At 62.1% G+C, this 25,912-nt stretch carries 22 protein-coding genes; 19 read left to right on the top strand and 3 right to left on the bottom strand.

Translation table 11 applies throughout. The features are described 5' to 3' along the window. Nucleotides 1-31 precede the first annotated feature (31 nt). The 9 genes from B7O88_RS01090 to acpS all read left to right on the top strand — a co-directional run bounded on the left by B7O88_RS01090 (nt 32) and on the right by acpS (nt 8,200). Nucleotides 32-1,456 (top strand): DegQ family serine endoprotease, encoded by a 1,425-nt coding sequence (locus B7O88_RS01090; RefSeq protein ID WP_088273347.1) that lies wholly within the window; start codon nt 32-34, stop codon nt 1,454-1,456. Nucleotides 1,457-1,619: 163 nt separating this feature from the next. After that, entirely contained in the window at nt 1,620-3,419 is a 1,800-nt protein-coding gene (gene lepA, locus B7O88_RS01095; RefSeq protein ID WP_088273899.1) for a translation elongation factor 4, read from the top strand. A gap of 21 nt (nt 3,420-3,440) precedes the next feature. Then, nucleotides 3,441-4,319, top strand: a complete 879-nt coding sequence (gene lepB / locus B7O88_RS01100; protein WP_088273900.1) for a signal peptidase I — start codon at nt 3,441-3,443, stop codon at nt 4,317-4,319. 46 nt (nt 4,320-4,365) lie between these two features. After that, nucleotides 4,366-4,743 carry a DUF4845 domain-containing protein gene (locus tag B7O88_RS01105; RefSeq protein WP_088273348.1) on the top strand — a complete coding sequence of 126 codons (378 nt, stop codon included), beginning with the start codon at nt 4,366-4,368 and terminating at the stop codon, nt 4,741-4,743. Next, nucleotides 4,740-5,429 carry a ribonuclease III gene (rnc, locus tag B7O88_RS01110; protein ID WP_088273350.1) on the top strand — a complete coding sequence of 230 codons (690 nt, stop codon included), beginning with the start codon at nt 4,740-4,742 and terminating at the stop codon, nt 5,427-5,429. Before B7O88_RS01105 ends, rnc begins: the two co-directional genes overlap by 4 nt. Next, nucleotides 5,422-6,324, top strand: coding sequence for a GTPase Era (gene era / locus B7O88_RS01115; protein WP_088273352.1), 903 nt, complete (start codon nt 5,422-5,424; stop codon nt 6,322-6,324). The genes rnc and era overlap by 8 nt, the downstream gene beginning before the upstream one ends. Nucleotides 6,325-6,329: 5 nt before the next feature. Further along, the gene (gene recO / locus B7O88_RS01120; protein ID WP_088273353.1) at nt 6,330-7,037 is read left to right on the top strand and encodes a DNA repair protein RecO; all 708 of its coding nucleotides are present in this window, start codon (nt 6,330-6,332) and stop codon (nt 7,035-7,037) included. A 45-nt stretch (nt 7,038-7,082) separates the two neighbouring features. Continuing rightward, nucleotides 7,083-7,823, top strand: coding sequence for a pyridoxine 5'-phosphate synthase (gene pdxJ, locus B7O88_RS01125; RefSeq protein ID WP_088273355.1), 741 nt, complete (start codon nt 7,083-7,085; stop codon nt 7,821-7,823). Then, entirely contained in the window at nt 7,820-8,200 is a 381-nt protein-coding gene (gene acpS / locus B7O88_RS01130) for a holo-ACP synthase (protein ID WP_088273357.1), read from the top strand. The genes pdxJ and acpS overlap by 4 nt, the downstream gene beginning before the upstream one ends. Here acpS and B7O88_RS01135 read toward each other — a convergent pair. Continuing rightward, the gene (locus B7O88_RS01135) at nt 8,189-10,978 is read right to left on the bottom strand and encodes a response regulator (protein ID WP_088273358.1); all 2,790 of its coding nucleotides are present in this window, start codon (nt 10,976-10,978) and stop codon (nt 8,189-8,191) included. The two genes, acpS and B7O88_RS01135, sit on opposite strands and share 12 nt — an antisense overlap. A 104-nt stretch (nt 10,979-11,082) precedes the next feature. Between B7O88_RS01135 and cysM the strand changes: the two genes are divergently transcribed. The 4 genes from cysM to mazG are packed head-to-tail and all read left to right on the top strand — an operon-like array spanning nt 11,083 to nt 16,412. Continuing rightward, nucleotides 11,083-11,979 (top strand): cysteine synthase CysM, encoded by an 897-nt coding sequence (gene cysM / locus B7O88_RS01140; RefSeq protein WP_088273360.1) that lies wholly within the window; start codon nt 11,083-11,085, stop codon nt 11,977-11,979. Beyond that, nucleotides 11,976-13,319 (top strand): 23S rRNA (uracil(1939)-C(5))-methyltransferase RlmD, encoded by a 1,344-nt coding sequence (gene rlmD / locus B7O88_RS01145; protein ID WP_088273362.1) that lies wholly within the window; start codon nt 11,976-11,978, stop codon nt 13,317-13,319. The genes cysM and rlmD overlap by 4 nt, the downstream gene beginning before the upstream one ends. Before the next feature lie 25 nt (nt 13,320-13,344). Beyond that, nucleotides 13,345-15,597 (top strand): GTP diphosphokinase, encoded by a 2,253-nt coding sequence (gene relA, locus B7O88_RS01150; protein ID WP_088273363.1) that lies wholly within the window; start codon nt 13,345-13,347, stop codon nt 15,595-15,597. Beyond that, a complete protein-coding gene (gene mazG, locus B7O88_RS01155) occupies nt 15,594-16,412 on the top strand; it encodes a nucleoside triphosphate pyrophosphohydrolase (protein ID WP_088273365.1) in 819 nt (272 codons plus the stop codon). The genes relA and mazG overlap by 4 nt, the downstream gene beginning before the upstream one ends. Before the next feature lie 36 nt (nt 16,413-16,448). Here mazG and B7O88_RS01160 read toward each other — a convergent pair whose 3' ends face one another. Further along, nucleotides 16,449-16,793 (bottom strand): pilin assembly protein, encoded by a 345-nt coding sequence (locus B7O88_RS01160; RefSeq protein ID WP_088273366.1) that lies wholly within the window; start codon nt 16,791-16,793, stop codon nt 16,449-16,451. A 143-nt stretch (nt 16,794-16,936) separates the two neighbouring features. Between B7O88_RS01160 and ppc the strand changes: the two genes are divergently transcribed. The 6 genes from ppc (at nt 16,937) to B7O88_RS01190 (ending at nt 23,277) form a co-directional block, all read left to right on the top strand. Next, a complete protein-coding gene (ppc, locus tag B7O88_RS01165) occupies nt 16,937-19,576 on the top strand; it encodes a phosphoenolpyruvate carboxylase (protein WP_088273367.1) in 2,640 nt (879 codons plus the stop codon). 240 nt (nt 19,577-19,816) lie between these two features. After that, nucleotides 19,817-20,464, top strand: coding sequence for an adenylate kinase (gene adk, locus B7O88_RS01170; protein WP_088273368.1), 648 nt, complete (start codon nt 19,817-19,819; stop codon nt 20,462-20,464). 95 nt (nt 20,465-20,559) lie between these two features. After that, on the top strand, nt 20,560-21,234 hold the full coding sequence (gene tsaB / locus B7O88_RS01175) for a tRNA (adenosine(37)-N6)-threonylcarbamoyltransferase complex dimerization subunit type 1 TsaB (RefSeq protein ID WP_088273369.1): 675 nt from the start codon (nt 20,560-20,562) through the stop codon (nt 21,232-21,234). Between the two features lie 30 nt (nt 21,235-21,264). Beyond that, complete coding sequence (locus tag B7O88_RS01180) at nt 21,265-21,579, top strand: hypothetical protein (RefSeq protein ID WP_088273370.1); 315 nt, start codon at nt 21,265-21,267, stop codon at nt 21,577-21,579. Between the two features lie 19 nt (nt 21,580-21,598). Beyond that, nucleotides 21,599-22,471, top strand: a complete 873-nt coding sequence (locus B7O88_RS01185) for a DUF72 domain-containing protein (protein ID WP_088273371.1) — start codon at nt 21,599-21,601, stop codon at nt 22,469-22,471. 17 nt (nt 22,472-22,488) lie between these two features. Then, nucleotides 22,489-23,277, top strand: a complete 789-nt coding sequence (locus B7O88_RS01190) for a class I SAM-dependent methyltransferase (RefSeq protein WP_088273372.1) — start codon at nt 22,489-22,491, stop codon at nt 23,275-23,277. Between the two features lie 7 nt (nt 23,278-23,284). On the opposite strand, the gene plsB is transcribed toward B7O88_RS01190, so the two are convergent. Further along, nucleotides 23,285-25,771 carry a glycerol-3-phosphate 1-O-acyltransferase PlsB gene (plsB, locus tag B7O88_RS01195; RefSeq protein WP_088273373.1) on the bottom strand — a complete coding sequence of 829 codons (2,487 nt, stop codon included), beginning with the start codon at nt 25,769-25,771 and terminating at the stop codon, nt 23,285-23,287. Nucleotides 25,772-25,912 lie beyond the last annotated feature (141 nt).

Below are 25,912 nucleotides of genomic sequence, written 5' to 3' on the forward strand. Positions count from 1 at the left end.
CCTTGAGTACAGGTGAGGAGAATTCACGCTTATGTTGTCTGTTCGACGTTGGGCCCTCGCAACTGCGAGCGTGCTGGTCCTGGGGTGGCAATCACTGGCAGTTGCCGCGGATTTGCCGGACTTTACCGAGCTGGTGGAGGAAGCCTCCCCGGCTATCGTCAATATCAGTACCCGTCAGAAGGTATCCAGCCAACCGGTTGCAGGCATGCAGGGTATGCCTGATCTGGAGGGCATGCCGCCGATGTTTCGTGAATTCTTTGAGCGCAGCTTCCCGCAGGCCCCAGCGCCACGCGAGCGAGAGGCTCCCCAGTCGCTCGGCTCGGGCTTCATTATTTCCCGTGATGGCTATGTGCTGACCAATAACCATGTGGTGGCCGACGCCGACGAGATTTTCGTCCGGCTGTCTGATCGTCGGGAAATGCAGGCGGAGCTGGTCGGCGCTGATCCGCGTTCTGACCTCGCGTTGCTGAAAATTGATGCCGGTGACGACCTGCCGGTAGTCAAGATCGGCAAGTCGGCGGACCTCAAGCCGGGCGAGTGGGTATTGGCGATTGGTTCGCCGTTCGGCTTCGACTACTCGGTAACCGCCGGTATTGTCAGTGCCAAGGGGCGCAGCCTGCCGAACGAGAACTATGTTCCCTTTATCCAGACTGACGTAGCGATCAATCCGGGTAACTCCGGTGGTCCGCTGTTCAACCTGGACGGCGAAGTGGTGGGCATCAACTCCCAGATCTTCACTCGCTCCGGTGGCTTCATGGGGCTTTCGTTCGCCATCCCGATGGACGTGGCAATGGACGTGGTCGAGCAGATCAAGGATAGCGGCAGCGTCCAGCGTGGCTGGCTGGGTGTCGTCATTCAGGAGGTCAACAAGGATCTGGCCGAGTCGTTCGATCTGCCCAAGCCGGCCGGCGCCCTGGTGGCCCAGATCATGCCGGGCGGTCCTGCCGACAAGGGCGGTTTGAAAGTCGGCGATGTCATCCTTGAGTTCAATGGTCACGAAGTTGTGCGCTCGTCCGACCTGCCCCATGCGGTAGGCCGGGTTCGTCCCGGAACCGACGCAACGCTGGTGGTGATGCGTGACAAGCAGCGCAAGACGCTGACCATGGAGATTGGCACGCTGCCGGATGATGATGCGGTTGCGGCAACAGGCACCAATGAACAGGCGCCGAGCGTAGCGTCCAACCGTCTTGGTGTGACGGTCGTCGAGTTGACTGATGACCAGAAGAAGAACCTGGATATTCACTCCGGTGTTGTGGTCCGTGAGGTGAGCCGGGGGCCGGGTGCGATGGTCGGGCTGCGGCCCGGCGATATCATCACCAACCTGGACAATCGTTCGGTGGATTCGGTGGAAACCTTCACGCGTATTGCCCGTGATCTGCCGGACAATCGCTCCATCTCCATGCGGGTGATTCGTCAGGGCCGCGCCAGTTACATCACCTTCCGCCTGGCGGAGTAAGTCGTCGCCACAGGCTTCCGGTCATCAGCGGTCTTGAGATGGCGATGACCGGGGGCTGCAGCGATGGCGACATGGCTGCTAATCAGGTAAACTCGCGGGCTGTTTTGGGGAGTCGGCTCCCCGTCTCGCCATGTCTGGCAACCCTGTCTGGATGATCCGCGCTGTGAGTGACCTTAGCCTGATTCGTAATTTTTCCATCATTGCCCACATCGACCACGGCAAGTCGACGCTGGCCGACCGCTTTATCCAGATCTGCGGTGGTCTGAGCGAGCGTGAAATGGAAGCGCAGGTACTCGACTCCATGGATCTGGAGCGCGAGCGTGGTATCACCATCAAGGCGCACAGCGTCACGCTGTATTACACCGCCAAAGACGGCAAGACCTACCAGCTGAACTTTATTGATACCCCTGGTCACGTCGACTTTCACTACGAAGTCAGCCGCTCGCTCGCTGCCTGCGAGGGCGCGCTGTTGGTGGTGGACGCTGCGCAGGGTGTGGAGGCGCAGTCGGTAGCCAACTGCTACACCGCTATCGAGCAGGGCCTTGAGGTCATGCCGGTGTTGAACAAGATTGACCTGCCCCAGGCCGAGCCGGAGCGGGTCAAGGCCGAGATTGAAAGCGTAATCGGCATTGACGCGACAGATGCGGTTGCCTGCTCGGCCAAGAGCGGCATCGGGGTCGAGGATGTGCTCGAAGCGCTGATTCACTCCATTCCTGCGCCTGAAGGCGAGATCGAAGCACCGCTGCAGGCATTGATCATTGATTCCTGGTTCGACAACTACCTGGGCGTGGTGTCGCTGGTGCGCGTCAAGCATGGCCGGATCAAGAAGGGTGACAAGGTGCTGGTCAAGTCGACCGGCAAGACCCATCTGGTCGACAGCGTCGGCGTGTTCAACCCCAAGCATACCGAAACTGTTGACCTGAAGGCCGGTGAAGTGGGCTTTATTATCGCCGGTATCAAGGACATTCATGGTGCGCCGGTGGGTGATACCCTGACCCTGTCCAATACCCCGGATGTCGATCCGCTGCCGGGCTTCCAGAAGGTCAAGCCGCAGGTTTATGCCGGCCTGTTTCCGGTCAGTTCCGATGATTTCGAGGATTTTCGCGAGGCGCTGCAGAAGCTGACGCTGAACGATGCTGCGCTGCAGTTCGAGCCGGAAAGCTCCGAGGCACTGGGCTTTGGCTTCCGTATCGGCTTCCTCGGCATGCTGCACATGGAGATCATCCAGGAGCGCCTGGAGCGCGAGTACGATCTGGATCTGATTACCACCGCCCCGACCGTAGTGTTCGAGGTGGAGAAGAAGGGCGGTGAGGTTATCTACGTTGATAACCCGTCGCTGCTGCCCGACCCCTCGATGATCGAGGAAATGCGCGAGCCGATCGTGCGTGCCAACATTCTGGTGCCACAGGATCACCTCGGCAGCGTGATCACGCTCTGTATCGACAAGCGTGGCGTGCAGCACGACATGGTCTTTCTCGGCACCCAGGTTCAGGTTGTCTATGATCTGCCCATGAATGAGGTGGTACTCGATTTCTTCGACCGGCTGAAGTCGGTCAGCCGCGGCTATGCCTCGCTGGACTACAGCTTCGACCGCTTCCAGCCGGCAAAGCTGGTGCGTCTTGACGTGCTGATCAATGGTGAGAAGGTCGACGCGCTGGCGTTGATCGTGCACCGTGACAACGCGGCCTTCAAGGGACGCCAGTTGGTCGAGAAGATGAAAGACCTGATTCCGCGACAAATGTTCGATGTGGCGATTCAGGCTGCCATTGGTGGCCAGATCGTCGCCCGCTCAACCGTCAAGGCGTTACGCAAGAACGTACTTGCCAAGTGCTATGGTGGTGATGCCAGCCGGAAGAAAAAACTGCTTGAAAAGCAGAAGGCCGGCAAGAAGCGCATGAAGCAGGTGGGTAGTGTGGAGATTCCGCAGGATGCGTTCCTGGCGGTACTCAAAGTCGACAACTAGAGACGGTAAGCGCGAACGATGATGCATATCAACTTTCCACTGGTGCTGGTGATTGCGGTTGCCGTCAGTGGGTTTCTGGCCCTGCTTGATCGTATCGTGCTCGCGCCACGTCGTCGTCGCGCGATTGCCACCTATGAAGCCCAGGTCGATGTTGCCGACCCTCAGACCATCGCTCGGCTGGACAAGGAGCCGCTGCTGGTCGAATACGGCAAGTCGTTCTTTCCTGTGCTGGCGGTAGTGCTGATCCTGCGTTCCTTCCTGGTTGAGCCGTTCCAGATTCCCTCCGGCTCAATGAAGCCGACATTGGATGTAGGCGACTTTATCCTCGTCAACAAGTTTGCCTACGGCATTCGCCTGCCGGTGATCGACACCAAGGTCATCCCGATTGGCGAGCCGCAGCGTGGTGATGTCATGGTATTCCGTTACCCCAACGACCCTGCCATCAACTACATCAAGCGTGTTGTCGGCTTGCCTGGCGATCATATCCGCTATGCTGGAAAGCAGCTGTATATCAACGGTCAGAAGATTGAACACGAACTGGTTGAGATCGTGCCGGATGACGAAGTGCCGGACGGTCATCCGCTGCAGGCAGTGGCAAAGGCGGCTATCTTCAATGAGCAGCTCGGTGAGGTGAGTCATCAGATCCGCCAGAAGCAGCTGTCGCAGACGCCCAGACCGAACGAGTGGGTGGTGCCCGAAGGGCACTATTTCATGATGGGCGATAACCGCGACAACTCCAACGACAGCCGTTACTGGCAGTCTGCGGATATGCCCAGGGAGTTGTGGGGAATGGTTCCCGACAACTATATTGTGGGTAAGGCCTTCGCGGTCTGGATGCATTGGCCGGAACCGAAGCTGAGCAATCTGCCCAGTTTTTCGAGCGTCGCTCTGATCCATTGAGTGCGCCGAACAGGATATAACATCAACGACGGATTACGAGGTTCTCATGCGCCACTCACAGCAAGGGGCATCCTTCTTCGGCTGGCTGGCCGTTATTGCGCTGATTGTCTTCGGCATGATCATTGCCATGAAGCTGACCCCGATCTACATGGATCATTACTCGCTGCGCAATATCATTACCACGGTCAATGAAGATCCGACCATCAAGATCAACTCGCTGCGTGACTTGAACAGCTACATTGACAAGGGCATGCAGCTCAACGGCATTCGCGACATCGACGCGAAGGAAGCCATCAAGGTGACGCAGAGCGGCCAGAACGCCTACACCCTGGTGCTCAAGTACGAAGTGCGAGCGCCGTTGCTGAATACAGTGGACCTGCTGGTCCACTTCGACGAAACATTCATTATCAGACCGCTAAAGTGAGCAACAAGCTAGACCGACTAGAGCGCAGGATAGGCTACCAATTCAAGGACCAGGACCTGCTGGTGCTGGCCTTGACCCACCGCAGTCTCGGTGGGCGCAACAATGAACGCCTGGAGTTTCTGGGTGATTCGATTCTCAATTTTGTTGCCGCCGAGATGCTGTTCCAACATTTTCCCCAGGCCCGAGAAGGCCAGCTTTCGCGGCTGCGTGCACGCCTGGTCAAGGGTGTAACCCTGGCCGAGCTGGCCAAGGGCTTTGAGCTGGGCGAGTACCTGCGCCTGGGTTCCGGCGAGCTGAAGAGCGGAGGCTTTCGCCGCGAATCGATCCTGGCGGATGCAACCGAGGCGATTATCGGTGCCATTTATCTGGATGCCGGGCTCGAACCGGTCCGCGAGCGGATTCTGCACTGGCTGGGCGAGCATATTGCGACCCTGACGCTGGTCGACAACAACAAGGATCCGAAAACACGGCTGCAGGAGTTCCTGCAATCGCGTCAAAGCGAGCTGCCGCGTTACGAAGTGATCGAGAGCAGTGGTGAAGCCCACTGCAGAACATTCAAGGTGGACTGTCAGGTCGCATTGCTGGCCGAACGCACGTACGGCGTTGGCAGTAGCCGCCGCCTTGCAGAACAACAGGCAGCCCAGCAGGCGTTGATCGCCCTGGGTGTGGAGCGAGCCGATGACTGATGCTGTTTCCCGCTGCGGTTACGTAGCCATTGTCGGCCGGCCGAATGTCGGCAAGTCGACCCTGCTGAACCATATTCTCGGCCAGAAGCTGGCCATCACCTCGCGCAAGCCGCAGACAACCCGTCATACGCTGCTCGGTATCAAGACCGAGGGAGCGGTGCAGGCGATTTATGTCGATACCCCCGGCTTGCACAAGGAAAACGAGAAAGCCCTCAACCGCTTTATGAACAAGAGCGCCAGTCAGGCCCTGCGTGATGTTGACGTTGTCCTGTTTGTGGTTGACCGGCTGCGCTGGACCGATGAAGACCAGATGGTGCTGGAGCGGGTGCAGTATCTGACCTGTCCGGTGCTGATCGTGGTCAACAAGCTCGATCGGATGGACGACAAGAACGAGCTGTTGCCGCATCTGGAATGGTTGACCAAGCAGTTGCCCAACGCCGAAGTTGTCCCAGTGTCTGCATTGCAGGGGCGCAATATCGACCGTCTGGAGTCGCTGATTGCCGAACGGCTGCCGGAGAGTGAGCACTTCTACCCGGAAGATCAGCTGACCGACAAGAGCTCGCGTTTTCTGGCTGCCGAGCTGGTGCGTGAAAAGGTCATGCGTCAACTGGGCGCCGAGATTCCCTATCAGGTCGCGGTTGAAATCGAACAGTTCAAGCAGGAAGGGCGCATTCTGCATATTCACGCGCTGATTCTGGTCGAGCGTGAAGGGCAGAAGAAAATCATCATTGGTGACGGCGGTGAGCGGTTGAAGAAGATCGGTCAGGAAGCGCGCCTCGACATGCAGAAGCTGTTCGGCAGCAAGATCATGCTCAACCTCTGGGTCAAGGTGCGTCGCGGCTGGTCTGATGATGAGCGCGCCCTCGGTTCGCTGGGTTACCGCTTCGACGACTGACCTGCATGCGCGAGCACCTGCAGCCTGCCTACGTCCTGCACAGCAGACCCTACCGTGACACCAGTGCACTGGTAGACTTGCTCAGCCTGCAGGGCGGGCTGCAGCGGGTTGTCTGGCGCGGCGCGCGGGGTAGCGGTCGCGGTGTTCGCCCTCAACCCTTCGTGCCGCTGCTGGTCAGCTGGCACGGCCGCGGTGACCTGAAAACCCTGCAGCAGGCTGAAGTGGCCGGTGCTCATGCACGACTGCAGGGGCAGGCGCTGTTCAGCGGTATGTACCTCAATGAATTGCTGGTTCGTCTGCTGTCACCGGGCGACGCTCAGACGCTGCTGTTTGCCGGCTATCAGTCGGCGCTGGAGCGGCTGGCGTCGTCGCCGTCTTCGGTTGAACCGATTCTGCGTGAATTCGAGTGGCGTCTGCTGGAACTGCTGGGTTACGGTTTCAGTCTGACCGAGGACGCCGATCAGCAGCCGGTGCTGGCTGATACCCTGTACCGCTGGAGTCCGGATCTGGGTTTGTATCCGGTGGTCGATACCACCTCAAGTGGTCTGTCCGGGCGAGGGTTGCTGGCGATGGCTGCGCTGGACTGGGCCAGCGTCGACGCGCTGCCGGTTGCCAAGGGGCTGATGCGCCAGGTGCTGGCTGTTCACCTGGGCGATCGTCCGCTGGTCAGTCGCCAATTATTTGCCGCGGGTCGCACGGGCGAACCGCGCTGAGTCAAGGGCGGATCGCCGCCCGGCATAGTCAACGGAGAATCTTGCATGAGCCAGTCTGATCGCGTGCTGTTGGGCGTCAACATCGACCACGTCGCTACTCTGCGTCAGGCCCGTGGTACCCGTTACCCGGATCCGGTCCAGGCGGCCATTGAAGCCGAGCAGGCCGGGGCAGATGGTATTACCGTGCATCTGCGTGAAGATCGTCGTCATATCCAGGAGCGTGATATTCACCTGCTGGCACAGGTGCTGCAGACGCGAATGAATTTCGAGATGGCGGTTACCGATGAGATGGTCGCCTTTGCCGAGCAGATTCGTCCGGCACATGTCTGTCTGGTCCCGGAACGTCGTGAAGAACTCACTACCGAGGGTGGGCTGGACGTCTGCGGTAACGAGGCGCGCGTTCAGGCGGCCATCGAGCGGCTGGCCGCGGCCGGCAGTGAAGTGTCGCTGTTTATCGACCCGGACCGGCGCCAGATTGAGGCGGCCAAGCGGCTGGGCGCGCCGGTGATTGAGCTGCACACGGGCCACTATGCCGATACCGAGGGGGCCGAGCAGCAGCAGGCGCTGGAGCGTATCCGCGAGTCCGTCACCTACGCCCGCAAGCTTGGTCTGGTGGTCAACGCCGGGCACGGTCTGCATTATCATAACGTTCAGGCAATTGCTGCGATTCCCGGAATCAATGAGCTGAACATCGGCCACGCGATTATCGCCCGCGCCCTGTTTTCCGGTCTGGCCGGTGCGGTGCGTGACATGCGCCAACTGATCATGGAAGCATCTGGCCGATGATCCGGGGTATCGGCACCGACCTGGTGCTGGTGTCGCGGATTGAGGCAGCGCTGGGGCGCCAGGGCGAGCGTTTTGCCCGGCGTATCCTGACGCCGGACGAGTTTGCCCGTTTTGCCGATCACGGTCAGCCGGCACGCTTTCTGGCCAAACGCTTTGCGGCCAAGGAAGCCATCATGAAAGCGCTCGGTACCGGGCTGGCCGGAGGGCTGTCCTGGCAGCACATGCAGATTGATCGTGATCCGCTGGGTGCCCCGGTCGTTGTGCTGAGCGGGGCCGCGGCCCAGCGAGTGGCGGACGGCGGCGGCGGGCGCATGCTGCTCTCGCTCAGTGACGAGCGGGAGCAGGCGCTGGCGTTTGCCCTCTGGTCACAGGACTGACAGGCTGCCCTGCAGGCGGTCTACAGCTTCCAGCAGCCGTTCTATTTCTTCGCCGCAGGGCGCCTTTTCCTTCAGTCTGGTTTCGGCTTGCAGACAGCGTCTTCGCAGCTCGGGTACGCCGCAGTAGCGGGTTGCTCCGTGCAGGCGGTGCACCGTCTCCAGCAGCGCGTCGGTGTTGCCGGCCCGGTAGCTTTGCTCTATCTGCTCGCGGTCGCCGGGCAGGCTCTGCATCAGCATATCCAGCATCTCCTGCGCCAGATCTGCCTTGCCAGCCGCCAGCCGCAACCCTTCGTCGTGATCCAGTATGCGCGGTTCGCTGTCTGCAGGTTGCTCCGGCTGCTCCTCCAACGTCGGTGCAGCGCCGGGTGACAGGTCGTGACCGGTCCATTTCAAGATACTGTCACGCAATTGCTCGGGGCTGATCGGTTTGCTCAGGTAGTCATTCATGCCGCATTTGAGCAGTTTGCGTCGTTCATCTGCGAGCGCGTGGGCGGTCAGTGCAACGACCGGCGTGGCCGACTGCTGACTGATCTCTTCGCGAATACGCAGTTCCTCGGTTGTCTGGCGTCCGTCCATTCCGGGCATTTGAACATCCATGAAAATCAGATCAAAGCGCTGTTCATCAAGGATATCGAGGGCGTTTTCTCCGCTGGTGGCGGTACGCACCCGGGTGCCCATTTCCTGCAGAAAGGTTTCGACCAGTTTGAGGTTGGCCGGGTTATCGTCGACGCAGAGAATGCTGACGCTGTCCGGATTGCTGCGTCGCTCGGACAGCAGTGGGGTCGACGACTCCGCCGCTACGCCCGCGCGGGGTGACAGCAGACGGGTAAGGGTGCGATACAGCTTGCGCAGGCACAGTGGACGGGAAAGCACCGCGCAGTGTGCCGGCGGCAGTTGATCCAGCAAGTCCGGTTGCGCGACCGTGTCTACCAGCAGAATACTCTGGCACTGCCCGGCGGCGGCCCAGCGCTGAGCTGCCTGAACGCTTTCGGTCCACTCGGAGTCATTGTTGCCGCTGCTGATCAGGGCAAGCGCAATGGTCTGGCCCCGCGCTGCGTTGAGGTCGCTATCAAGCTCGCTGAGTGAGGCGTACAGGCGTGCCTGCAGGCCAAGCCCCTCAAGTGAGTGGAGCAGAGCTTGCCGGGTCAGGTCGAAGGGCTCGTAAACAGCGACCTCAATGCCGGAAAATGGTCGCACGGGAAGGTCGTCGCTGGCCTGGCTGGATTTATTCAGGGTGATCGTCAACCAGAACTCGGAGCCTTCCCCGGGTCTGCTATTCAGGCCGATGTCGCCCTGCATTTCTTCGACCAGGCGCTTGGTGATGACCAGCCCCAGGCCGGTGCCGCCGGTCTGCCTGGTCAGCGAGTTATCGACCTGACTGAAGGCCCGGAACAGCGACTTCTGTTGTGCCTCGGAAAGGCCAACGCCGGTGTCAGAGACGCTGATGCGCAAGGTCGCCTCGCTGTCGTTTTCCTCTTCCAGCATAACCCGCAGGCAAACCGACCCCACGTGCGTGAACTTGATCGCGTTACTCAGCAGGTTGGACAGAATCTGTTTCAGGCGCAGTGCATCGCCTTTGAGGCCCAGCGGGACGTCACTGTAGATCAGGCTGACCAGCTCGATCTGCTTCTGGTGAGCGGCCGGTGCGAGCATGGTCAGCGCTTCTTCGATCTGATCACGCAGGTTGAATGGCATGCTCTCGAGGGTCAGCTTGCCGGCTTCAATCTTGGAGAAGTCCAGAATTTCGTTGATGATCGCCAGCAGGTTGCTGGCCGACTTGCTGATGGTGTCCAGGTATTCGCTCTGGCGCGTTGTCATCTCGGTGCGCTGAAGCAGGTTGCTGAAACCGATAATCCCGTTAAGCGGTGTGCGCAGCTCGTGACTCATGTTGGCGAGAAATTCGGACTTGATCCGGCTGGCTTCCTGCGCCGCCTTGCGCGCCATATCGAGCTCGATATTCTGAACTTCGATGGTTTCCAGCGTCTGGCGCAGGTCCTCGGTGGCCTGCTCGACGTTCTGTTGCAGCTCGCCCTGCGCACTCTGCAGCGCCTGGGCCATGGTATTGATGCCCTCGACCAGATCGTCCAGCTCGCGCGCACCCTGCTTCGGCAGGCGCACATCGAGCTGGCCCCTGCTGATTCGGGCGATGGCCTGGTTGATGTCGGCAATCGGTTCGAGGATACGACGGCCCATGGTGCTGACCATCAGGCTGGTGATCAGCAGGCCAAGCAGAACCAGTACCAGGGTGCTGAGCAGGGTCTGGTAGGTACGCAGCTGGGTATTGCCGTGGCTGAGTTCGACTTCCAGCCAGCCGATCAGCGCATCCGGCTCAAGATCGGTGCGAGTGCTGTCTGACAGCAGCTCGGGGCTGGCCTGCAGCGGCAGGACGAAACGGGTACTGCGCTCACCGCTGCGGATCTGCAGGCCGGTACCCGCCGCCAGCGGGGTTTCCGGTACGGGCTGATCGGCGATGAACATCTGCGGGCCGCTGTGTTCGAGTGGATGGTGATCGGCGTCATACAGCGTTACCGCGCGCACATCCTGATAATTCAGGGTGCTTGCCAGAGCGCTGCGCAGCCGCTCGGGCTGCCCGGCCAGCAAGGCCTCGGTGGCTGGTCTTTGCAGGTGTTCGGCGGTGAGCTGCCCGCGCTCGAGCAATTGCTGCTGCAGGTCACCAAGGTGCTGCCAGCTGAAATAGGCGCCAACAGCCGTGGCCAGAATCCCCGCGGGGATCAGGGTCATCAGCAGCAGCCTTGCCTTGATACCGATCTCGTTCATTTGCTATATCCACTTCGCCGTTGCCGGTATCATAGGCCGACTTGTTAAAAAGCACAGCTTCGACGACCCGGGTACCCGGGTCAACCGGCCCCCGAGGTAGAGTCATGAGTTACCCAACCATTGCCGACTGCATCGGCAACACCCCGCTGGTTCGCCTGCAACGCCTGCCCGGCAATACCAGCAATACCATCCTGGTCAAACTCGAAGGTAACAACCCGGCCGGTTCAGTCAAGGATCGGCCGGCGCTGTCGATGATCGAGCGGGCCGAGGCACGCGGGGATATCCAGCCCGGCGACACCCTGATTGAGGCGACCTCCGGCAATACCGGCATCGCCCTGGCCATGGCAGCAGCGATCAAGGGCTACCGCATGGTGCTGATCATGCCGAATAACATGAGTGCCGAGCGCAAGGCAGCGATGACGGCCTACGGCGCCGAGCTGATTGAGGTCACCCAGGCTCAGGGCATGGAGGGCGCGCGCGATCTGGCGTTGCGCATGCAGGCCGAGGGGCAGGGCAAGGTACTTGACCAGTTTGGCAACCAGGACAACCCCGAGGCGCATTACCGCGGCACTGGCCCCGAGATCTGGCGCGACACAAACGGTACCGTTACGCATTTCATCAGCTCGATGGGCACCACCGGTACCATCATGGGGACTTCCCGTTACCTCAAGGAACAGAATCCGTCGATTCAGATTGTTGGCCTGCAGCCTGTCGAGGGAGCGGCGATTCCCGGTATCCGTCGCTGGCCGAAGGAGTATCTGCCTACCATTTTTGACGACACCCGGGTCGATCGTGTGATCGATATGGGCCAGCAGGAGGCCGAGGTGACCATGCGTCGTCTGGCGCGTGAAGAGGGCATCTTCTGTGGTGTGTCATCCGGCGGGTCGGTGGCCGCAGCGCTGCGCATCAGTGCCGAGGTCGAGAACGCCGTCATCGTGGCGATCATCTGTGATCGCGGCGATCGCTACCTGTCCACCGGCGTCTACGACGGTCCACTGTGAAACGCGGTCGCGGACGGCCGCGCACGACTGCTGCAGCCGATGCACCGGCTGCGGTCGGGCAGCGTATCGAGCTGACCCTGGAGCGTCTGACCCACGACGGGCGCGGTATCGGTCGCTGGCGTGGACGGACCACCTTTGTCGAGGGCGGATTGCCCGGTGAGCAGGTCACTGCCCGGGTGATTCGTGCGCGCAGCAAGCTGATTGAGGCGCGCCTGGAAAGCCTGCAGCAGGCCAGCCCTGATCGACAGCTGCCGCGCTGTCCGCACATCGAACTGTGTGGTGGCTGCAGCTTGCAGCACATGCCGCACTATCAGCAGCTGGAGATCAAGCAACAGGCGCTGGCCCAGCAATTGCAGCATTTCGCCCAGGTTGAGCCACAGCAATGGGCGCCGGCATTGTCCGGGTCGGATTATGGCTATCGCCAGCGCACCCGTATCGCGCTGCGCTGGGATCGGCAGCGGCGCGAGCTGGATGTGGGCTTTCGTCAACGCGCCAGCAATGAGCTGGTCAACGTAACGCAATGCCCCGTTCTGGTGCCGCAGCTGGAGGCGGCGCTCAAGGCCTTGCCAGCGCTGCTGCGCGGGCTGCGCTCTGTCGAGACGCTGGGGCATGTCGAGCTGATCGGCGCTGAGCATCCGGCGCTGGTGCTGCGTCATCTGCAACCGCTCCCGGCCGAAGATCAGCAACAATTGCTGGCCTTTGCCGAGCAGCATGGCATGGGCTGCTGGCTGCAGGGCGATGACGCTGCAGCGGTGCCGCTGGGCTCGGCTGCCGAGCCGGCGTACAAGCTGGCTGATCAGCAGTTGACGCTGGGTTTTGCGCCGGGTGACTTCACCCAGGTCAATCCGCAGATCAATCAGGCCATGGTCAATCAGGCACTGGACTGGCTGGCGATTGAGCCGGGCGAAGCGGTGCTGGACCTGTTCTGCGGCGTCGGTAACTTCGCCCTGGCGCTGGCCCGGGCAGGCGCTTCGGTGGTGGGTATCGAGGGCAGTGAAGAGATGGTGGCGCGCGCGCAGGAAAATGCGCGCAAAAACCGCCTGGATGCGGTGCACTTTTTCTCGGCTGACCTGTCGAAGCCCCTTGAAATGTCGGCTGCGCCCCAGAGATATACGGCCGCGCTGCTGGACCCCCCGCGTGATGGCGCCGATCAGCTGGTGGCCGATCTGGCAGCAATGGGTGTCGCGCGCATACTTTACATTTCCTGCAACCCGGCCACGCTGGCGCGGGACGCGGGAATTCTGGCTGGCAAGGGCTATACCCTGGTCAGGGCGGGCATCATGGATATGTTCCCCCAAACCGCCCATGTCGAAGCCATGGCATTGTTCCGGAGACAGTAGATCGCCTCCGGGCGAGGATAAGAAAATGGTACAGGTCAGAGCAGCACACCCGATCAATCAGGACGGCAGCGTCAATATCGACGCCTGGATCAGCAGGATCGGGGAGCGCACCCAGCTCAGCGACCCCCAGGTGCTTCATGAGGCATGCGAATGGGCATGTGATCTTGAGCAACAGGCGATCGCTGCGGAGAACATCTGGGCTGACGGCGCCAGCAGTTATCGCACCGGTCTTGAAATGGCCGAAATCCTGGCTGACCTCAAACTCGACCAGGATTCGCTGGTCGCCGCAGTCGTCTATCGCGCTGTGCGCGAGCGCAAGACCGATCTCACCGAGGTCGAGCACCGGTTTGGTCCGACTGTCACCCATCTGGTCGATGGCGTGCAGCGCATGGCGGCCATCAGTGTGTCGCAGAATCCCGGCAACAACGCCATGTTCAATACCCAGTCCCAGGTAGAGAATCTGCGCAAGATGCTGGTGACCATGGTCGATGACGTGCGCGTCGCCCTGATCAAGCTGGCCGAGCGTACCTGCGCCATCCGGGCGGTCAAGGACGCGCCGGAGGAGAAGCGCTACCGGGTTGCCCGTGAGGTGTTCGACATCTATGCACCGCTGGCCCATCGTCTCGGGATTGGTCATATCAAGTGGGAGCTGGAAGATCTGTCCTTCCGCTACCTGGAGCCGACCCAGTACAAGCAGATTGCCAAGCTGTTGGACGAGCGTCGGCTCGACCGGCAGGAATATATTGATGCGGTAATGGCGCAGTTGCGCGAGGCACTGGAAGAAGCGTCCATTCATGCCGACATTACCGGTCGGGCCAAGCATATTTACTCGATCTGGCGGAAGATGCAGCGCAAGGGCATCGATTTCAGTCAGGTATACGACGTGCGCGCAGTGCGGATTCTGGTGCCGCAGGTGCGTGATTGCTACACCGCTCTTGGGGTAGTTCACAGCCTTTGGCGGCACATTCCCAACGAGTTCGACGACTACATTGCCAACCCCAAGGAAAACGGCTATCGCTCGCTGCATACGGCGGTGATCGGCCCCGAGGGCAAGGTGCTGGAAGTGCAGATCCGTACCCAGGCCATGCATGAAGAGGCCGAGCTCGGTGTTTGCGCCCACTGGCGCTACAAGGGGACCGATCCGGACAGCAGCTCCAACGCCTACGAGGACAAGATCGCCTGGTTGCGACAGGTGCTGGAATGGCACGAGGAGATGGGCGATATCGGCGGGTTGGCCGAACAGCTGCGGGTGGATTTCGAGCCGGATCGTATCTACCTGTTCACCCCCGACGGCCACGTGCTGGACATGCCCAAGGGCGCGACCCCGCTGGATTTCGCCTATCGGGTACACACCGAGATCGGTCACAGCTGTCGCGGCGCCAAGGTCAACGGCCGCATCGTACCGCTCAACTACCTGCTGCAGACCGGTGAGCAGGTCGAGATCATTACCGGCAAGCAGAGCGGGCCCAGTCGTGACTGGCTGAACCCCAACCTCGGCTACCTGAACACGTCACGCGCGCGGGCCAAGGTTCAGCACTGGTTCAAGGAACAGGCCCGCGAGCAGAACGTGCAGGCCGGCAAGCTGATGGTCGAGCGCGAGCTGACCCGTATGGCCCTGAACGGCGCAGACTATGCGCAGTTGATTGACCGCCTCGGGCTGAAGAGTCAGGAAGATTTGTTCGTCGCTGTCGGAGCCGGCGACATGCGCCTGGCCCATGTGGTGACTGTGGCCCAGCAATTGGTCGAGCCGGATCGTCACAGCGAGCAGCTGGAGCTGATTCCGAAGAAGCCGAGCCGCTCTTCTGTCGGCCGCCGCGGCGATGTCTACATTCAGGGCGTCGGCAATCTGATGACCCAATTGGCCGGTTGTTGCCAGCCTGTGCCGGGTGACCCGATCATCGGCTATATCACCCTCGGTCGTGGCGTCACTGTTCACCGCGCCGACTGTGCCAATGCGATGCAGCTGCAGGATCGTGACTCCGAGCGCCTGATCGAGGTGAGCTGGGGTGGCGCGCCGGTGCAGACTTACCCGGTGGAAATCTATATCAAGGCCTACGACCGCTCCGGCCTGCTGCGCGACGTGTCGCTGTTGCTGGCCAATGAGAAGATCAACGTGCTGGAGGTCAATACGCGGACCAACAAGGACGATAACTACGCGGCCATGCTGCTGACCATCGAGATCCCGAGTCTGAGTCTGCTCAGTCGCCTGCTGACGCGGATCAGCCAGCTGCCGAACGTGATTGAGGCGCGGCGTAACCGCCAGGAAGGTCGTGGATGAGTTACCAGTTGGACGATCTGCTGTACCTAATGCAGCGCCTGCGTGACCCGCAGCACGGTTGCCCATGGGATCTGGAGCAGAGCTACGCGACCATCGTGCCGCATACGCTGGAAGAGGCCTACGAAGTCGCCGATGCCATCGAGCAGGGCGACTTCGATCAGCTGCGCGGCGAGCTGGGTGATCTGCTGTTTCAGGTGGTGTATTACGCCCAGCTGGCCAGCGAGGAAGAGCGTTTCAGCTGGAACGAGGTGGTCGATGGCATTACCCGCAAGCTGGTGCGGCGTCACCCGCATGTGTTCCCCGACGGCAATCTGCGTACCCCGCCCGGCACCCTGACCCTGGCGCCCGAGCAGATCAAGCAGCGTTGGGAGCAGATCAAGGCCGAGGAGCGGGCCGAGAAAGCAGGCCAGCCTGAGCAGCTGTCACTGCTGGATGATGTACCGGCGGCGCTGCCGGCCCTGAGTCGCGCGCAGAAGCTGCAGAAACGCGCGGCGTCGGCCGGCTTCGACTGGCCCGAGGCGGCCCCGGTGATCGACAAGATCAGTGAAGAGCTCGACGAAGTGCGTGAAGCGCTCGCGGCTGGCCAGCAGCAGGCCGTTGCCGAAGAAATGGGTGATCTGCTGTTCTGCGTGGTCAATCTGGCCCGGCACCTGGGTGTCGATGCGGAAAACGCGCTGCGCCAGGGCAATGCCAAGTTCGAGCGGCGCTTTCGCTTTATCGAAGATCAACTGCGTGCGCAGGGAACTACGGTGGCCGAGCGCTCGCTGGACGAACTCGACGCCCTGTGGGATGCCGCCAAGCAGCAAGGCTTGTAGGGTCACGGCATGCCGTGACCGTGCTTGTCGCCGCGCTTAATGCTGGGTTTCCTGCTGGCGCTCGAGCAACTCCTGCAGGTGCTTGCGGCTCAGCTCCAGATAGCGCGGTGTCGGGCCCTCGTCCTTGTACAGGGGGTCGCCCATTTCGTCGACCGCGATGACGTCCTTGCCGGCCTGGTAGGGCAGACTGGCTTCGAGTCCCTCCAGTGCGGCGCCGAGCAGGTCGGTAATCAGGTCCTCGATCTGGCGTTTCGGATACATCTCGTGCAGGGCTTCCAGGCGGGCCGCGTCCTCGAGTGACAGATGTACGCTGTAGCTGTTGCGGGTAACCCGGCCCTTGGCGGTTTTTTCCCAAGTCTGGGTGAGTTCACGGATCTTCATGTTTTCCCCCTTGATGACTGACCGTCGCTTGTGGCGACACCCTCAGCATAGACCATTCGCGCAGGCTTTCAGTGCCATTGGCCCCTTGTCAGGGACGGGCGGGCATCGCATGCTGTTCGCTCATACTGTTCGGAGGTAAGTCCATGACCGATATCGATGCCCGCTTGCGCGAAGACGTCCACAATCTGGGAGCCCTGCTCGGGCAGACCATTAAGGCTCACCTGGGGGAGGACTTTCTGCAGCGCATCGAGCGCATCCGTCTGGGCGCCAAACAGGGGCGCAAGGCGGATCAGGCCGCCAATGAAGCGTTACTCAGCGCCCTGCAGGACTTGCCCGATAGCCAGCTGCTGCCGGTCTGTCGTGCCTTCAACCAGTTCCTCAACCTGGCCAACATCGCCGAACAGCATCACCGCATTCGCCGCCGCCGGGCGGATGAGCCGCTCGGCTTCGAGTCGCGTTGCGTGAGTGATCTGCTGGCCCGACTCAAGCAGGAAAACTTCAGTGCCGAAGCCATCGTGCAGCAGGTCAATGATCTGGACATTGAGCTGGTGCTGACCGCGCATCCGACCGAAGTGACCCGCCGCACCCTGATTCAGAAATACGACGCCATCGCCGCCGCCCTTGCCCGCGGTGATCACGACGATCTGACTTCCAGCGAACGTGGTGAGGTGCGTCAGGATCTGGCCCGCCTGATCAGCGAGGCCTGGCATACCGATGAGATTCGCCGTACCCGTCCGACGCCGGTTGATGAGGCCAAGTGGGGCTTTGCTGTCATCGAGCATTCGCTGTGGCAGGCTCTGCCGCAGTTTCTTCGTCAGTTTGACGCCGATGTGCATAAGGCGACAGGCGAGCATCTTGATCTGCGCGCCGCACCGGTGCGCATTGCCTCCTGGATGGGCGGCGACCGCGATGGCAACCCCAACGTCACCGCACCGGTAACCCGCGAGGTGCTGCTGCTGGGGCGCTGGATGGCGGCGGATCTGTACCTGCGCGACATCGAAGAGCTGACCAATCAGCTGTCAATGCACGCCGCCAGTGACGAGCTGCTGGCGCAGGCGAACTCGGTCGACGAGCCTTATCGCGCGGTGCTCAAGCAGTTGCGTACCCGGCTGCAGGCGAGCCGGCGCTGGGCGGAGCAGTCGCTGAGCGCCGATGTGCCCATGCCTGAGGAGGTATTGCACGATCTGGATGACCTGCGCGGCCCGCTGGAGCTGTGCTACCGGTCGCTGATGCAGTTTGGTCTCAAGCGCATCGCCAATGGCCCGCTGCTCGATACCCTGCGTCGGGTCAACGCCTTTGGGCTTGGGCTGGTGCGACTGGATATTCGTCAGGATGCAGCGCGGCACGCCGAGGTATTCAGCGAGCTGACCCAATACCTGCAGCTGGGCAACTACGCCGACTGGGACGAGGAGGCTCGCTGCCGCTTCCTGCTTGACGAGTTGCACAACCGCCGTCCGCTGCTGCCGCCGAGCTGGCAGCCGTCTGCGGACGTGGCTGAAGTGCTGGCGACCTGTCGGGTGGTTGCCCAGCAGCCGCGCGAGCTGCTCGGGTCCTATGTCATCTCCATGGCTTCGCATCCCTCCGACGTGCTGGCGGTCAAGCTGCTGCTCAAGGAAACCGGTGTCACCTGGCCGATGCGAGTCGCTCCGCTGTTTGAAACCCTCGATGATCTGGATCACGCCGCCGACGCCATCGACCGGCTGCTGGCGCTGGATCAGTATCGCGCGCTGGTTGGCGACGAGCAGGAAGTCATGATCGGTTACTCCGACTCTGCCAAGGATGCCGGCACTCTGGCGGCGGGCTGGGCGCAGTACCGCGCCCAGGAGGCACTGGTGGCGGTTTGTCAGCGTCATGGCGTACACCTGCGTCTGTTCCACGGTCGTGGCGGCACGGTTGGCCGAGGCGGGGCGCCTGCGCACATGGCGATTCTGTCGCAGCCACCGGGCTCGGTATGGGGCCAGTTCCGGGTGACCGAGCAGGGCGAGATGATCCGCTTCAAGTTCGGTCTGCCCGGCATTGCCGTGCAAAGCATGCAGCTGTACGCCAGTGCGGTGCTAGAAGCCAGCCTGCTGCCGCCGCCAGCACCGCAACCGGCCTGGCGCGAGATGATGCAGCAGATGGCGGATCGTTCGGTCGAGGTTTATCGCGGCGTAGTGCGCGGCGAGCCACAATTCGTCGAGTACTTCCGTCAGGCCACGCCGGAGCAGGAACTTGGGCGTCTGCCGCTGGGCAGCCGGCCGGCCAAGCGGCGCAGTCAGGGCGGTATTGAAACCCTGCGGGCGATTCCCTGGATCTTCGCCTGGACGCAGACCCGGCTGATGCTGCCAGCCTGGCTGGGCGCAGGACAGGCGCTGCGTGAGATGCTGGATGCGGGCAGGCAGGACCAGTTGCGCGAGATGATGACGCACTGGCCGTTCTTCCTGGCACGGGTCGAGATGCTGGAGATGGTGCTGTCCAAGGCCGATGTCGATATTGCCCGCTTCTATGAGCGGCGTCTGGCTAGCGAGGACCTCTGGCCGCTGGGCAAGCGTCTGCGTGACGCCCTGGAACAGGCCACTGCGGCAGTGCTGCAACTGCGTGACAGCGATGTGCTGCTGGCCCACAACCCGGCGCTCGGTGAGTCAGTTGCGATTCGCAACCCCTACACCGATCCGCTGCATGTGCTGCAGGCCGAACTGATGGCGCGTACCCGCGCGCAGGGCGACAAGATTGATGCGGATCTTGAGCGTGCCCTGATGGTGACCATGGCCGGCATCGCCGCCGGGATGCGCAATACCGGCTGACGACAGAAAGCGCAGCCTTGATGGGCTGCGCTGATCGTCAAGTATTTCAATGGCTTGTTTGCCTGCGACAATGGTCCGTCTTGTGCATGTCGGCGCGGGCGTGTATGTTGATCCCCCTTTGCGATCCAGCACCGCCTGGATAGTGCGAATTTTTCCGCATCTGCGCCGCGCGCGGGTGCCAGGCAGGTCGCTGGTTTAGGGCCGCTGACAGCTCGGATTCAGTTAGACGAGGAGTACATCATGCGAGTTATCCTGTTGGGCGCCCCCGGGGCGGGCAAGGGCACACAGGCCCAGTTCATCTGCGAGCGTTTTGGCATTCCGCAGATCTCCACCGGGGACATGCTGCGCGCAGCGGTCAAGGCCGGCACCGAGCTTGGCAAGCAGGTGAAAGAAGTCATGGACAATGGCGGCCTGGTTTCCGACGACCTGATCATCGGCCTGATCAAGGAGCGTATCACCCAGGACGATTGCGCCAAGGGCTTCCTGTTTGACGGTTTCCCGCGCACCATCCCGCAGGCTGAAGCGCTGGTTGAAGCCGGCATCGATATCGATCGCGTACTGGAAATTGCCGTAGCCGACGAAGAAATCGTTGCCCGCCTGTCCGGCCGCCGCGTGCACCCGGGTTCCGGTCGGGTTTACCATGTCGACCACAACCCGCCGAAGGTTGCCGGCAAGGATGATGTGACGGGTGAAGACCTGATCCAGCGTGACGACGACAAGGAAGAAACCGTGCGCAAGCGTCTGGAGGTGTATCACACCCAGACCAAGCCGCTGGTCGACTTCTACCAGAAGCTGTCTGCTGCCAAGGGCACGCCCAAGTGCGCCAAGGTGGAAGGCATCGGCAGCGTCGAGCAGATCACTGCCAAGGTCATCACCGCGCTGGACTGAGTCCTGCTCGCTTGACCACAAGACCCGTGCTGACTTCGGTCGCACGGGTCTTTGCATTTTTGTACAATGCCCGGCCCTGAATTCAGAATCCGACCATGACTACACTGCTTGCTCTGGATACCGCCACCGAATGCTGTTCCGCCGCGCTGCTGCATGACGGCCGCGTCACTGCGCGCAGCGAAGTGATTCCGCGTCAGCACGCCCAGCGTCTGCTGCCGATGATTGAAGAGCTGCTCGGCGAGCGCGAGCTGCGTTTGCAGGATGTCGATGCGCTGGTGTTCGGCCGCGGACCCGGTGCCTTTACCGGTGTGCGTATCGCCACTGGCATGGTGCAGGGTCTGGCCTTTGCCGCCGACAAGCCGGTGATTGCGGTGTCCAACCTGGCTGCGCTGGCCCAGCGCGCGTGGCGCGAACATGGCGCCGAGACCGTTGCAGCGGCGATTGATGCGCGCATGGACGAAGTCTACTGGGGGCTATACGTCCTGCAGGACGGCGTCATGCAGTCACTGGACGACGAGCGGGTCTGCCCGCCGGAAGCCGTCAGCCTGCCTGACGGGGTAGCCAGTGTGGCCGGCGCCGGGACTGGCTGGCAGTACGCCGACCGGCTGGCGGTCTCGGCCGAGCGCAGTTGGTCGCAGATGCTGCCGGATGCCGTCGACCTGATTACCCTGGCCCTGCCGCGCTGGCTGGCCGGTGAGGTGCTGGATGCGGCCGATGCCCAGCCGGTCTACCTGCGCGACAAGGTTGCCACGCCAAAAGGCCAGGCGTAAGCTGGCGGCATTATCTCTGGAGCTAATCTGGTGCGCCTGGACGGTTTCAACCCTTACTCATCGCTGCCTGACCGCAGCAGCCGCGCGGTTGCCAATACTACTGGCAGCAGCCCTGCTGCGTCCGTGCCCGGCAATGAGCAGGCCGGGGTAACCGCGACGCGTCTTCCGCCGGCACAGGTGGTCCGTACCTCCAGCCCGGCCGCCGAGTATATCCCTGCCCGGCGCGAGTCTTATGAGCCGATCTACGGTCGCGCCAATCAGGCACTCGCCAGCTACCAAAGCACCGCCAACATGCCGGTCGACAGCGGCGCTGACACCATCGTCGGCATCGACACCTACGCCTGATGTCGTGACCGCACTACCCATGCGTTTCATCACTGGCTGCCCGCTTTGGGCCGAGCCTGCCTGGGCGGGCAGCCTCTATACCTGCGGCAGCGACGCCGATGAGCGTTTGGCGCAGTACAGCCGGGTGTTTGGCGCGGTCGAGGGCAATACCACGTTTTATTCCTTGCCGAGCGAGGCGCGTGTTGCCCGCTGGGCAGAGCTGCTGGCGCACGACTTTCAGTTCTGCGCCAAGCTGCCACGGGAAGTCAGTCACGGCGGTCGACTGGACCCGGCGCACCCTGCGTTGGTGGCCTTCCTCAGCCGCATGGCGCCACTTGGGCAGCGGCTCGGGCCAATCTGGCTGCAGTTGCCGGAGCGCTTTGCGCCACAAGATATGGGTACGCTGGCGGATTTTCTCGATAGCTTGCCGAGCGAATACCGCTATGCAGTCGAAGTGCGCAATCCGGGCTTTTTCCGCAAGGATGACGCCGAGCGCCAGCTCAATCGTTTGCTGCATCAGCGCAGTATCGAGCGCATCAGCTTCGACAGCCGCGCCCTGTTTGCCAGTGCTGCGACCGATCCGTCGACGCTGGAAGCCAGGCAGCGCAAGCCGCGTCTGCCGGTGCACGCCATTGCGCTGAGTGAGCGCCCCAGCGTGCGCTTTATCGGTGGCATGGAGCAGGCTGCCAACTGGCAGGCACTGGCGCCCTGGCTCGACAAGTGTGCGCAGTGGCTGCAGGAAGGGCGTCAGCCGATGCTGTTTATGCACACCCCGGACAACCGGCTGGCACCGCAACTGGCCCGAGACTTTCACGCCGCGCTCTGCGAACGGCTGCCGACCCTCCCACCGATGCCGCTCTGGCCCGGTGAGCAGGAGGCCGTCGATATGCCGCAGCAGGGCGGCTTGTTCTGATAGCAACAGGAAACCTCATGACTGACGACATGCCCCTAACCCTGGCGGTCAACTGGCGGGATAGCCGCTTTCAGGTCGCTGCCCAGGCGCTGGCGGCGCGGCTGCAGTTGCCGGTGCTGGCGGATCTGCCGGACGGAGCGGGGTTGCTGTTGGAGTTCGATGATGACGGGCTGGCGTTGCGCAGCACGGAAGATGGCGCACCGGGTGCGGTGCGGGTCGACTTTGTCAACGGGGCGATGGCGCACCGCCGTCAGTTTGGCGGCGGGGCCGGGCAAATGGTGGCGCGTGCGGTGGGTATTCGCGGCAGTATCCGGCCCACCGTGCTTGATGCCACCGCAGGCTTGGGGCGCGACGGCTTCGTGATTGCCTCGCTGGGCTGCGAGGTCACGCTGCTTGAGCGTCAGCCGGTGATCGCTGCGTTGCTTGAGGACGGCTTGCAGCGGGCCCGTGCGGCAGGGGGGGAGGTTGCGGAAATTGCCACGCGCATGCACCTGGTGCACTGCGATGCGATTGCCGCGATGGGGGATTGGCAGTTGGAGCTGCCTCAGGTCATTCATCTGGACCCGATGTTCCCGCACCGGGACAAGTCGGCGCTGGTAAAAAAGGAAATGCGCTTGTTCCGCCCGCTCGCCGGCGGTGACGATGACGCGCCCGAGCTGCTGGCGGCGGCGCTGCAGCTGGCCAGTCACCGGGTCGTGGTCAAGCGGCCGCGCAAGGCGCCAGCCATTGCCGGACAGCGGCCCAGCGCCGAGATGGCCGGCCAGTCCAGTCGCTACGATATCTACGGCAAGAAAAAACTCGAGTAACGTACCGTCATGCCGCACTTGCCGGTTTGCCTGAGCCTTCGGCGCTGCGTGCCACCTGTCGGATCGACAGTCGCACCTCTGCGCTCAGGACGCGTTTGGCGGTGTTTTCGGCAATATCTTCGAGTCCGGCTACATAACTCAGTCGGCCCTCGGCGTCGGCGCTGAGTACCTGTTCAGCGGTCAGGCGCTGGATGAATTGGCGGAACAGGGTCTTGTCGAAGAATTCCGGTGCGTTCAATCCGTGCAGGATCGACAGCCGCTGCGCCATCACCGTACAGCGGGCCTCCAGCTGTTCTGCAGTCTGACTGCCATTGGGAAAGTTCAGCAGCAGCGCCGAAACCATGTAGAAACGCTCCAGAATCTGGATGATGCTGCGTGACAATAGGCTGAGCATGACAAACTCGGGTGAGCTCAGGTCCGGGCGCTGGATCTGGCCATCGGCCTCGCGCAGCAGTTGCTGCGCGATCAGGCTGTCGATCCATTGCTGAATTACCTCGGGTAGTTGCTCCTCCTTCCAGCGCAGAAACAGCTCGTTCTGCAGGTAGGGATAGATCCCCGTAACCAGGCGCTCAATCTGCTCGCGGGTCATGCGCGGGTTGTTCTGGAACAGGCAGGCAATCAGCGCCGGCAACGCGACCAGATGCAGCACGTTGTTGCGGTAGTAGGTCATCAGTACCGCCTGTGGTTCGTCCAGCCGCATAATCTCGCCGAGGGCGTCGGACTGGCGATCAATCATCTGCATGGCCTCAACGTGCTCGATCATCTCCTGGCCCGAGATATTCGGCAGGGTCACGCCGCCACTGTAGGGCACCGCCTGCAGCAGCGCCTTGTAGTGATCCAGCGAGCTGGCCAGCGAGGTCTCGTCCAGCGCCAGACGCGCAGTGGACAGCATTACCAGCGCGACCATGTTGACCGGGTTGACGTCGGCGGCCGCGCTGATGCCGCTGGTCAGCTCACGGGCCAGGGTGTTGGTGGTGTCGTTCAGCCAGGCCGGGCGGTAGTCCGGCCCCATCGACTGGTTGCGCCAGCCGGGTTGCTCGCGGTCGAGGAAGTCGGCCAGCGCCAGTGGTTCACCAAAGTTCACCGCCACCTGGCCGAACGGCAACTTGAGGGCTGACAGCACGCGGAAGATATCGAAGACCGATTCTTTCTTCTTTGCCTGGCCGCGCAGCTCGCCAAGGTAGGTGCGGCCCTCCAGTACCCGCTCGTAGCCAATATAGACCGGTACGAAGACGATGGGGCGGCGCGAGGAACGCAGGAAGCTGCGCAGGGTGATCGCCAGCATGCCGGTCTTGGGGCTGAGCATGCGCCCGGTGCGCGAGCGACCGCCTTCGATGAAGTATTCCACCGGGAAGCCGCGGCTGAACAGCGCGTGCAGATATTCGTTGAATACGGCGGTGTAGAGCTGATTGCCCTTGAAGCTGCGGCGCATGAAGAAGGCGCCACCTCGGCGCAGGATGCCGCCGATGACCGGCATATTGAGGTTGATGCCTGCGGCGATGTGCGGCGGCGTCATGCTGTTGCGGAACAGCAGGTAGGACAGCAGCAGGTAGTCGATGTGGCTGCGGTGGCAGGGCACATAGATGATTTCATTGCCGCGGGCGATGTCCTGGATCGGCTTGATGTTATTGACCCGAATGCCGTCGTACAGTTTATTCCAGAACCAGCTCAGTACTACCTCAAGGAAGCGGATGATGGTGTAGGTGAAGTCCGAGGCGATCTCGTTGGCATAGTGGGAGGCCATGGCTTGCGCCTTGCTCTCGTCAATCCCCTTTTCGCTGGCCTCGCGGGTGATCGCCTCGCGCACCAGCGGGGCATGCAGCAGCCCCTTGAGCAGAGTGCGGCGGTGAACCAGCTCAGGACCGACCACGGCGGCGCGTTGCTGGCGGAAGTGCACGCGCAGCACACGGTTGACTCGGCGTATCGCGCGCTGGCGGTCCATTCCCGGTTCAAGCAGGGTGTGCAATGGCACCTGCGGGCCGAAGTGCACGCGCACCTTGCGCCCCTGCAGCAGGATTGCGAGAAACTTGCGCAGGCGGCCGCCCACCCAGTTCCAGGCGAACAGTAACTTCAGCGGCGATGATTCACTGTCTGGTGACTGCCCCCAGAAGACAGTGACGGGTACCAGTTGCACGTCGGCAGCGCCCTGTAGCGCGCAGTCCAGCACCTTGCCGAGGCGTGGTGACTGACCTCGCGGATCCGGGCGGCCGACCCAGGAGCGTTCACGGCTTAAGAATACATAGGAATCACGCTCGTCGAGCGGTGGCAGCGGGGCACGCACCGGACGTGGCAGGCCGGCGCGCACGCATTCGCGGTCGGCGACGATAAGGTCACTCAGCGAGCGGTAGGGCAGAACATAGATTACCGGTCGCTGCGGGTCTATGCCGATGTCATCGCCTTCGCCGATCCGGCGCGAGCGGGCCCACAGATACAGCAGGCGGCGAGCCATACCGAAACGCAGGCGACCGAACAATGAGGAATAGGAAGCGGACATGGACATCTCTGTGGCAGCGTGGGCGGTAGCCGGATTTCGCAAGGCGGTTTGAGGTGAATTTTAGCGGGTTTGGCGGCCGCTCGCAGCCTGTCATGGCGGTGGCGGCACCGCCCGGCAAATGGTTGCTTGAAATGCACCGGG

Source organism: Halopseudomonas aestusnigri (genome assembly GCF_002197985.1).
Classification (GTDB): Bacteria; Pseudomonadota; Gammaproteobacteria; order Pseudomonadales; family Pseudomonadaceae; genus Halopseudomonas; species Halopseudomonas aestusnigri.

Coding starts and splice junctions, on each gene's coding strand:
- era (WP_088273352.1), top strand. CDS start 5,422: ATGACTGATGCTGTTTCCCGCTGCGGTTACGTAGCCATTGTCGGCCGG.
- recO (WP_088273353.1), top strand. CDS start 6,330: ATGCGCGAGCACCTGCAGCCTGCCTACGTCCTGCACAGCAGACCCTAC.
- adk (WP_088273368.1), top strand. CDS start 19,817: ATGCGAGTTATCCTGTTGGGCGCCCCCGGGGCGGGCAAGGGCACACAG.
- acpS (WP_088273357.1), top strand. CDS start 7,820: ATGATCCGGGGTATCGGCACCGACCTGGTGCTGGTGTCGCGGATTGAG.
- relA (WP_088273363.1), top strand. CDS start 13,345: ATGGTACAGGTCAGAGCAGCACACCCGATCAATCAGGACGGCAGCGTC.
- pdxJ (WP_088273355.1), top strand. CDS start 7,083: ATGAGCCAGTCTGATCGCGTGCTGTTGGGCGTCAACATCGACCACGTC.
- ppc (WP_088273367.1), top strand. CDS start 16,937: ATGACCGATATCGATGCCCGCTTGCGCGAAGACGTCCACAATCTGGGA.
- mazG (WP_088273365.1), top strand. CDS start 15,594: ATGAGTTACCAGTTGGACGATCTGCTGTACCTAATGCAGCGCCTGCGT.
- plsB (WP_088273373.1), bottom strand. CDS start 25,771: ATGTCCGCTTCCTATTCCTCATTGTTCGGTCGCCTGCGTTTCGGTATG.
- B7O88_RS01185 (WP_088273371.1), top strand. CDS start 21,599: ATGCGTTTCATCACTGGCTGCCCGCTTTGGGCCGAGCCTGCCTGGGCG.
- cysM (WP_088273360.1), top strand. CDS start 11,083: ATGAGTTACCCAACCATTGCCGACTGCATCGGCAACACCCCGCTGGTT.
- B7O88_RS01190 (WP_088273372.1), top strand. CDS start 22,489: ATGACTGACGACATGCCCCTAACCCTGGCGGTCAACTGGCGGGATAGC.
- B7O88_RS01135 (WP_088273358.1), bottom strand. CDS start 10,978: ATGAACGAGATCGGTATCAAGGCAAGGCTGCTGCTGATGACCCTGATC.
- B7O88_RS01090 (WP_088273347.1), top strand. CDS start 32: ATGTTGTCTGTTCGACGTTGGGCCCTCGCAACTGCGAGCGTGCTGGTC.
- B7O88_RS01105 (WP_088273348.1), top strand. CDS start 4,366: ATGCGCCACTCACAGCAAGGGGCATCCTTCTTCGGCTGGCTGGCCGTT.
- tsaB (WP_088273369.1), top strand. CDS start 20,560: ATGACTACACTGCTTGCTCTGGATACCGCCACCGAATGCTGTTCCGCC.
- lepB (WP_088273900.1), top strand. CDS start 3,441: ATGCATATCAACTTTCCACTGGTGCTGGTGATTGCGGTTGCCGTCAGT.
- B7O88_RS01160 (WP_088273366.1), bottom strand. CDS start 16,793: ATGAAGATCCGTGAACTCACCCAGACTTGGGAAAAAACCGCCAAGGGC.